The organism is Rhodopseudomonas sp. (genome assembly GCF_048594845.1).
Taxonomy (GTDB): Bacteria; Pseudomonadota; Alphaproteobacteria; order Rhizobiales; family Xanthobacteraceae; genus Rhodopseudomonas.
The window spans coordinates 1-8,900 of sequence record NZ_JBMDXE010000349.1 but is presented as its reverse complement, the minus strand read 5'-3'; the positions used below and the strand labels follow the sequence as shown (position 1 = coordinate 8,900).

General features: G+C 65.7%; 7 protein-coding genes. 2 read left to right on the top strand and 5 right to left on the bottom strand.

The window, feature by feature from the left end; translation table 11 throughout:
* The first annotated feature begins 255 nt into the window (after positions 1–255).
* Together ACOJTD_RS23765 and ACOJTD_RS23760 are read left to right on the top strand one after the other, a co-directional pair.
* Positions 256–2,445: a L,D-transpeptidase family protein gene (locus ACOJTD_RS23765; RefSeq protein ID WP_420135311.1), complete on the top strand. Its 2,190-nt coding sequence runs from the start codon at positions 256–258 to the stop codon at positions 2,443–2,445.
* 268 nt (positions 2,446–2,713) lie between these two features.
* Complete coding sequence (locus ACOJTD_RS23760) at positions 2,714–4,348, top strand: DUF882 domain-containing protein (protein ID WP_420135310.1); 1,635 nt, start codon at positions 2,714–2,716, stop codon at positions 4,346–4,348.
* A gap of 441 nt (positions 4,349–4,789) precedes the next feature.
* Here ACOJTD_RS23760 and ACOJTD_RS23755 read toward each other — a convergent pair whose 3' ends face one another.
* From ACOJTD_RS23755 to ACOJTD_RS23735, 5 genes are all read right to left on the bottom strand, one after another.
* On the bottom strand, positions 4,790–5,680 hold the full coding sequence (locus ACOJTD_RS23755) for an amidohydrolase family protein (protein WP_420135309.1): 891 nt from the start codon (positions 5,678–5,680) through the stop codon (positions 4,790–4,792).
* 9 nt (positions 5,681–5,689) lie between these two features.
* A complete protein-coding gene (locus ACOJTD_RS23750; protein ID WP_420135308.1) occupies positions 5,690–6,577 on the bottom strand; it encodes an NAD(P)-dependent oxidoreductase in 888 nt (295 codons plus the stop codon).
* A gap of 57 nt (positions 6,578–6,634) precedes the next feature.
* Positions 6,635–7,333: an ABC transporter ATP-binding protein gene (locus ACOJTD_RS23745; protein ID WP_420135307.1), complete on the bottom strand. Its 699-nt coding sequence runs from the start codon at positions 7,331–7,333 to the stop codon at positions 6,635–6,637.
* Positions 7,326–8,042, bottom strand: coding sequence for an ABC transporter ATP-binding protein (locus tag ACOJTD_RS23740; protein WP_420135306.1), 717 nt, complete (start codon positions 8,040–8,042; stop codon positions 7,326–7,328). The genes ACOJTD_RS23745 and ACOJTD_RS23740 overlap by 8 nt, the downstream gene beginning before the upstream one ends.
* Positions 8,039–8,900: branched-chain amino acid ABC transporter permease (locus ACOJTD_RS23735; protein ID WP_420135305.1), on the bottom strand; the 862-nt coding region annotated here is incomplete at its 5' end. The genes ACOJTD_RS23735 and ACOJTD_RS23740, both read right to left, overlap by 4 nt.

Below are 8,900 nucleotides of genomic sequence, written 5' to 3'. Positions count from 1 at the left end.
CTGCCGGAACATTTTGAACCGTTGCGGCGTAGTGACAGACAAAGCGGGCGACCCGTGGCAAAACCGCGTGCAGAGCGGCAAGGTTCTGTACGCCAAGGTGTACGTGGTCAGTTTGTCGTGAATCTACCTGACCGGCGCTGGCCGCTCCGAAAGAGCGCGTGTAACGTCCGCGCCACATAAAAAACGTCGAGCCGCCACCGTGCGGGTCGATCCGGCAATACTGCCTGCGGGCAGCTTCTCCCAAGGGGTGAACGAATGCGAGATCACTCGACTGGCCGCCGCGGATTCGAAGGCGTGCTGATGGCCGTTGCGGCGACCTTCCTGACCGTGTCGGCAACCTCCGCGATCGCGCAGACCAGTCCGAAATCCGCATCAGACCTCGCCATCGACGCCGCCGTACCGGTGCCGCAGCCGGCCGACGTGCCGCCGCCGTCGATCGGCGATTTCAAGCCCGAATCCGTCGCCACGCCCGCGACGCCGTCGACCGAAACCAAGCCGGACGCCACCACCGAAGCCAAGACCGCGGCTCCGGTCGAAACCAAGAGTGACAGCGCGGCCGCGCCTGCCGCTGCGCCTGCCCCCGCTCCCACCGCCGCAGCACCGGAAGCAGCGCCCGCCACGCCGGCGCCTGCTGCAACCGCCACGGCTCCGGCCGCCGAGCCTGCGAAGCAGCCGGTGAAGGAGCAGGCCACCAAGGATCAGCCGGCGGAGCCGCAGAAGGCCGCCAGCAACGTGCCGGCCGCCGATCAGGGCGTCGCCGACAAGCTGCGGGAAACGATCGCCACCAAGGCGTCGAAGTATTTCGACCGCAAGGCCGAGCGCGCCGCGGTCGAGAAGTTCTATGAAGCCCGCGAATACGCGCCGGTGTGGACCAATTCCGGCGCACTGACCGCCGCCGGCAAGGGCGTGATCGCCCGGCTGAAGGACGCCGCGTCGGACGGCCTCGATCCGACCGACTATCCGGTGCCGGATTTCGCCGCTGCGACGACGCCCGACGCGCTCGCCGAAGCCGAGCTGCGGCTGACCGAAAGCATGATGGACTACGCGCGCCAGGCGCAGAGCGGCCGCATGCACTGGTCGCAGGTGTCGGCCGACATTCAGTATCCGGAGCATCCGATCGATCCGGCCGAAGTGCTCGCGAACGTCACCACCGCGAAGGACGCCTCCGCCGCGCTCGACAGCTACAACCCGCCGCACAAGCTGTATCAGGAGCTGAAGAAGAAGCTCGCCGAACTGCGTGGCGAAGGCGACAAGCCGGCCGCCAAGATCGCCGAGGGCGAGACACTGAAATACGTCCCGGCCCGCAAGAAGCAGGCGGCCGTGACCATGGACGATCCGCGCGTGCCGCAGCTGCGCGCCAAGCTCGGCGTCACTGAGAATGCCGACAGCACCACCTACGATGCCGACGTCGCCAACGCCGTGCGCAAATTCCAGCGCTCTGCCGATCTGAAGCCGACCGGCGTGCTCGACGATCGCACCGTGAAGGCGATGAACACGCCGAAGCGCGACCGCACCATCGACACCATCCTGGTGAACATGGAACGCTGGCGCTGGCTGCCGCGCCAGCTCGGCGCTCCGTCGCTCGGCAACGCCTATGTGATCCTCAACATTCCGGACTACACGCTGAAGCTGATGCAGAACGGCGGGCAGGTCTGGACCACGCGCGTCGTGGTCGGCAAGCCGGGCAAGCATGCGACGCCGCTGCTCACGGAGACGATGAAGTACATCACCGTCAACCCGACCTGGAACGTGCCGCCGTCGATCATCAATAACGAGTATCTGCCGGCGCTGGCCCAGGATCCGACCGTTCTCGACCGCATGGGCCTGAAGCTGGAGCGCAACCGCGACGGCACCGTGCACATCTCGCAGCCGCCCGGCGACGGCAACGCGCTCGGCCGCGTCCGCTTCAACTTCCCGAACAAATTCCTGGTGTATCAGCACGACACCCCGGACAAGAACCTGTTCGGCCGCGACGAGCGCGCCTTCAGCCACGGCTGCATGCGGGTGCAGAACCCGGATCAGTACGCCGCCGCGCTGCTCAACATCACCATGCCGGAGAAGGACTACACCCCGGCCAAGATCCGCTCGATGTACGGCCGCAACGAAGTCGACCTGAAATTCCCGACTCCGATCCCGGTCAACATCACCTACCAGACCGCGTTCGTCGACGACCACGGCAAGCTCGAGCTGCGCAAGGACATCTACGGCCGCGACTCCGCGATGCTGGCGCTGCTGCGAAACGACAAGGGCAAGAATCTCGAGGCCGTGGTCGCCCACGCCCAGCCGAGCTACGCCCGTCCGAAGATGCCGCCGGGCGTCAACGTCGCCGGCGACTACACCGGCTCGACCCAGTCCTCGGGCTTCAACTTCTTCGAACGGCTGTTCGGCGGCCCGCCGTCGCCTCCGCCGCAGGAATATCGTCGGCAGCAGCGCTTCACCCGCTGATTGGCGGTTCCGGCGTTAAGTCAAAAAGCCGAATTGGAACAAGGGCTCATCCTCGGATGGGCCCTTTCTATTAACCATTGTCCATCAGGATGCTGGCAGCGGGCTCGATTTCGCCATAGTCCGCAGCTTATGGTTGACGATCGACTTGGGGAAACGGGCGTCGTTTTCGGTTCGATAAGACTCCGTTGACGGTGCAATCACTCTGTCACGCCGATTTGGGGTTGCGGACAGGGTTTCCGTTCGATCGTCCTTCTGGTGGGGCTCTCTCGTGCTGGCTGGACTACTGCGCCGTCTTAAATCTGTGTCGTTGCCCAAAATCGGGACCGGCGCTGCTTTGACTTCCGCCCTTCTGTTCGCGGGAGCCGGCTCGGTTCAGGACGCATCCGCGGTCGGTGACACCCGCACCCTCTCGTTCCACCACACGCATTCCGGCGAAGATCTCACCGTCACCTTCAAGCGCAACGGCCGCTACGACGAAGAGTCGCTGAAGAAGCTCAACTATTTCCTGCGGGACTGGCGCAGCCAGGACCAGATCACGATGGATCGGACGCTGTTCGACATCATCTGGGAAGTCTATCGCGACGTCGACGGCAAGCAGCCGATCCAGATCATTTCCGCCTATCGCTCGCCCGGCACCAACGCCATGCTGCGTCGCCGCTCGTCCGGCGTGGCGCGGCACAGCCAGCACACCATGGGCCATGCGATGGACTTCTTCATCCCGGGCGTCGCCCTGGAGAAGATCCGCTTCGCCGGGCTGCGGCTTCAGCGCGGCGGCGTCGGCTTCTATCCGACCTCCGGCTCGCCCTTCGTGCATCTCGACACCGGCAGAATCCGTCACTGGCCGCGGATGACGCCGGATCAGCTCGCCCGCGTCTTCCCGGATGGCCGCACCGTGCACGTGCCGACCGACGGCAAGCCGCTGCGTGGCTACGAGCTGGCGATGGCCGACATTCAGCGCCGCGGCAGCGGCAGCGATGCCGGCTCGTCGAAGCCGAACTTCCTGACGGCGCTGTTCGGCGGCAAGTCGGCTGACGACGAGGACGAGAGCGGAGCCACGGCGACCGCCACGACGGTTGCGACCGCCGCCAAGCCGGTCGGCAAGCTGCCGGACATCAAGGTCGCCGAGGTTCAGGCGGCTGAAGACAAACTCGCTGTCAGCGGACCCGTGCCGATGCCGCGGGCCAAGCCGGCCGCTGTAGTGCAGGCTGCCCCGGTCCAGGTCGCCTCCGCCGACGAGAGCGTGCCGCTGCCGGTCGCCAAGCCGGCGCAAAAACAGATCGCCAAAGCCGATTCGTCGAAGCCGCAGACCCCGGCCGACATCATCAACGCCCGCGGCTTCTGGGACGACATCCCGGTCGCGCCGAAGCAGGCCAGTCCGGCGCAAGTCGCCGCGATCAGCGCCCGTCAGGCGCTCGAGGCCGCCGACCCGCAATCGCCGCTCAACGCCATGGCGTTCGCGTCAAGCACCGCCGAAAAGCCCGCCAAGCCGCAAGCCCATCCCCACGTCGTCACCGCCAGCGCACCGATCCCGAGCGGCATCCGCTCAGCCGCGCTGGCCCGCCATCCGGTCGTGTCGACGAAGATCGATACCGTGGTCGGCAAGACCGTTCAGGCCAAAGGCGGCCTGGTCGCCAATTCGGCCCGCATCACCGCCGCCGGCAGCCGCGACAGCGACGTCTGGATGCGCGCGATGATCCTGATGCCGAGCGCCGTCACCACCGCCGCGACCGCGATCGGCGACGCCGACATGACTCTGCTGAGCAAGCACTTCGCCAAACCGGACGTCGCCGTCACCATGACGTTCTGCGACGATCCGCATCCGGGCCTCTACGCCGACGCCTTCAGCGGCCCCGCGGTCAGCACGGTGTCGACCACCAGCTTCACCACCGCGGCGCTGCGCTGAGCGCAGTTGCCACGCGCGTAACAGCGCGCAACTGAAGCGATTCATCGACTGATTGACGCGCGATCGCCCTGTCCACTCGCACTGAGTCGTCATCCTGAGGAGCCCGGCGAAGCCGGGCGTCTCGAAGGATGGGGCAACGCGCGACTCGCGGCCCATGGTTCGAGACGGCGCTACGCGCCTCCTCACCATGAGGATGTGCGTGTGGAGACGCCATTTGAGTGTGCGACAGGCCGAGCCGCTTAGCCCAACGCTTCCCCAGTCATCGCCCGCGCAGGCGGGCGACCCAGTATTCCAGAGCGCCAGCTTGTATCGTCCGCATCGATCACGGATCGACGCACTGCGATACTGGATCACCCGCTTACGCGGGTGATGACGTTCTTTGTTATTGGACGTTTCAACGTCGTGTCATTCAGAACGAGCGAGCCGACCGCCCTCGTGCACCTAGATCCGGTAGAGACGCGCTGCGGTGTTGAACATGATGTCGTTCTGCTCTGCCTCGGTCATCTGCTCGATCGCACGCCGGAACGTCTGATACAGCGATGTGTAGTCGGTCCACAGCTTCTCGATCGGGAAGTTGCTGCCGTACAGGCAGCGGCTCGCGCCGAACAGCTCCACTGTCTGCTTGATGATCGGCGCCACCGACTCGAGACGGTAGGCGTGCTCGAATGTGCCGAGGCCCGACAGCTTGACGTTGACGTTCTGGCACTCCGCCAAAGCCGCCATGCCGTCGCGCCAAGCCTGCCAGCCCGCCGGCGTGGTGTCTTCGAGCATGCCGGCGTGTTCCAGCACGAAGATCGTGTCGGGAAATGCGCGAGCGAGGCGGAAGCTGTCCGCCATCTGGCTGGTGAAGACCTGAAGCTCGAACACCAGGCCGAGCTTCGTCACCAGCTTGAGGCCGCGCTGCCAGTCGGCATCGTTCATCACGTCCGGGCGCGGCGCGAAGCTGTATTGCGGATTGCTGTGCCAATGCAGCTGCTGCCGGATGCCACGGATGAGCGGCAGGCGTCTTAACTCGTTCAAGAGATCGCCGACCGCAGGATCAGCCAGGTCCGCATGCGCGACGTTGGCGTGCGGCCATCCGGTGGCGTCGGCGACCGACTGCACCCAGCGCGCCTCGTCGAGGCTCTGGCCGGCCGGCCAGTTCGTCTGGACGTAGATCGACTTGACGACATTGCAGGCCGCAACGTCGGACCGATACTCGTCGATCGTGTAGTCGCGGCAGATCGGCTCGTAAGGCCCGAAGATCCGCGGCACCTGCGGGCCCGACAGCCAGGTGAGATCCTTGAGCCGCCAGATGTGGTGGTGGCCATCGATCGTCGGAATCGGCTCCATTACTTTTCCTCAGCTTGAACGCTTCGTCGACCAATAAGCCGGCAGCTCGGTGCAATCGCGGCCGCCCCAGCCGGCCTGGCTGGCCTGATCGAACACCGTCAGGGTCTGCTGCGCGAGTGGAAGCGAGAAGCCGAGCGCCTGCGCTTCGGCCACCATGGTGCGCAGGTCCTTGCGGATCGAGTCGCAATCGAACGTCGCCGAGCCGGAATCTTGCGATTGCAGCGCCTTCGCCACGGCCGAGCCCCGCGCGCGGAGGACGTTGGGTGCGCCGGAGGTTTCGGCGAACAGCTCGACCATCCAAGCCGGATCGCGGCCGAGGTGACGGCACAGCGCGTAGGCCTCGCCGAAGCTCTGCCAGAACACCGCGAGCGGCAGATTAATCGCCAGCTTCATGCTGGAGCCGGCGCCGATCGGCCCCATCAGTTCGACACGGCGGCAGAGCTGATCGAGAACCGGCTTAGCCCGGTCGAAATCCGCCTGCGCACCGCCGGCGAAGCCGAGCAGCTTGCCGCTCAGCGCCGGCCCGACCGTGCCGCCGACCGGACATTCCAGCAGCGTGGCACCTTTGGCAGCCACGCGCTGCGCAAGGGCCTGTTCGGTCGACGGCTGCACGGTGCTCATCTCGACAAACAGCCTGCCGGTGACGGAGCCCGCAAGTAGCCCCTCGCCGCCGTCGAACACGCGCTCGATCGCCGCGGCGTCGGTGAGCAGCGTGATGATGAGTTCGGCGCGTTCGGCAAGATCTTTCGGCGAGGTTGCGACCGTCGCGCCGCGCTCGGCCAGCGGCTGGGTCTTCTCGGCCGAGCGATTCCAGACCACGACTTCGTGGCCGACTTCGATCAGGCGCTGGGCGATGGCGCTGCCCATCCGGCCCAAGCCCGCAACACCAATTCGCATAGCTTCGCCTTTCAACTCAGGGGACAGACGCTCGGCCGCAGGGCCGGTTCGCAGCCGCTACATCAGATGGTCGAGAATTTCCGGGTTCTTCAGCAGGTCTTCGGCGCGGTCGTGATGACGCACCGCGCCGCTGGCGAGGATGTAGATGCGCTCGGCGACGCTGCAGGTCAGCTTGGCGTTCTGCTCGAACAGCGCGACGGTGAGGCCCTCGGCTCCGAGCTGCGACAACGCCCGGCCGATCTCGCCGATCACGATCGGCGCCAAGCCGAGCGACGGCTCGTCGAGGATCAAGAGCCGCGGATCGGGCATCAGCCCCATCGACACCGCCACCATCTGCTGCTGGCCGCCCGACAGCGTCCCGGCGGCCTGCCAGCGCCGCTCCTTCAAAATCGGAAACAGCGTGTAGCAGCGCTCGATATTATGCTGCACCCGCTTGCCGTTACCCAGCGCGTCGCCGGCGATGACGAGGTTCTCCTCGACCGACATGCGCGGAAACAACCCTCGGCCTTCCGGCACGATCGAGATGCCGAGCTTGATGCGCCGATGCGTCGGCACCGATTGCAACTCGCTGCCGTCGAAGGTCAGTCGTCCCGACTTCGGCTCGACCAATCCGCCGATCGCCTTGACGATCGACGACTTGCCGGCGCCGTTGGGGCCGACCACGCCGACGATCTCGCCCTTGCCGACGCTCATCGCCAGATGATCGACCGCCAGGAACGGCCCATAGCGAACCGTCAGGTCCTTGATTTCAAGCATCTGCTGTTCCGAGATATTGATCGATCACGCGTTGGTCCGACAGGATCTGCGCCGGCGGCCCCTCGGCCAGCTTCTCCCCGGCCATCAGTACGACGACCTTGTCGGCGAGTTCCCGAATGACCTTCATGGTGTGTTCGATGACGAAGATGGTGCAGCGGCCTTTGAGCTCCGACAGCACACCGATCATAGTCCGCACTTCGGCCGACGACAGACCGCCGACCGGCTCGTCCAACATCATCAGCTTCGGCTTCTGCACCAGGCGCATCAGCAACTCGACCTGGCGCTGCTCCATCAAGGTGAGGCTGCCGGCGCGGGTGTCGAAGCGATGACTGATCCGTAGCCAGTCCGCGATCTCAGCGACCGAATCTGGCGAGGCCGGGTCGCGCGCGTCGACCAGCGCGGTGGCGACGTTGTCGCGAACGGTGAGTTCACCGAACACCCTCACCGCCTGATAGGTCCGCGTCAGGCCGGCCTTGGCGATGCGAAACGGATTACTGCCACCGAACGCTTCGCCGTCGAACGTTACGCTGCCGCTGTTCGGCTTGATATGGCCGGAGATCACGTTGACGAAAGTGGTCTTTCCGGAGCCGTTCGGTCCGATCATCCCCAGCGTCTCGCCGCGGTGCTGCACCAGATCGATGCCCTTGAGCGCCGCGACGCCGCCGAACCGCTTCGAGACAGCCTTCACATCGAGCAGGATGTCGTTCATTTTGCTCCCCCGCGCGAGGCTGACACGCCGACCGCCGCTGGCGCCTCGCGCTTCTTGCGCTGGAAGCCGCTAGCGATGCCGCCCGGCATTGCGACGATAACGACGATGATCAACAGGCCGTAGAGCACGTCCTTCACGGTGTAGTATTCCTGCAGCAGGAACGACAGCGGCGCGAGCAGGATCGCTCCGATCACCGGCCCCCAGATCGTGCCGCGACCGCCGAACGCCACCATCAGCCAGATATTCATGCTGATCAGCACATCGAACGAGCGCGGCGAGATAAAGCCGATATACGGCGCATACAATGCACCGCCTACGCCGGCGAACAGCGAGCCGATGAAGAACGCGATCATCTTGTAGCCGGTGACGTTGATGCCGAGCATCCCGGCCAGTTCGTCGTCCTCGCGGATAGCGATCAAACGGCGGCCCAGCGGCGAATGCACGATGCCGATCAGCACCAGGACGCCGATCACGGCGGCCGCCACCAGCACCAGATCGTACGACAGGCCGATCAGCGGCTTGCCGGCGAAGGTCGGCGGCGGGATCTGCGAGATGCCGGTGTCGCCGTTGGTCAGGCCGGCGAAATACACGAACGCCAAGGTGACCACCGTCTGGATCACCAGCGAGCACAGGGTGAAGTAGAAGCCTTTGAGCCGCAGCGACGGCAGGCCCAGGATCGTGCCGGAGATCGACGCCGCCAGCGCGCCGACCGGCAGCGCCAGCCAGAACGACCAGCCGGCGGCGGTCAGGTCCACCACCGTATAGGCGCTGATGCCGGCGAGACCGGCGAACATCAGCGGCATCAGTCCGGTGTAGCCGTACAGCAGGTTCATGCCGCTGGCCCACAGGATGTGCAGC

Bases quoted from the DNA above. Each gene is read 5' to 3' on its own strand.
- ACOJTD_RS23755 (WP_420135309.1), bottom strand. From the start codon at position 5,680: ATGGAGCCGATTCCGACGATCGATGGCCACCACCACATCTGGCGGCTC.
- ACOJTD_RS23765 (WP_420135311.1), top strand. From the start codon at position 256: ATGCGAGATCACTCGACTGGCCGCCGCGGATTCGAAGGCGTGCTGATG.
- ACOJTD_RS23750 (WP_420135308.1), bottom strand. From the start codon at position 6,577: ATGCGAATTGGTGTTGCGGGCTTGGGCCGGATGGGCAGCGCCATCGCC.
- ACOJTD_RS23740 (WP_420135306.1), bottom strand. From the start codon at position 8,042: ATGAACGACATCCTGCTCGATGTGAAGGCTGTCTCGAAGCGGTTCGGC.
- ACOJTD_RS23745 (WP_420135307.1), bottom strand. From the start codon at position 7,333: ATGCTTGAAATCAAGGACCTGACGGTTCGCTATGGGCCGTTCCTGGCG.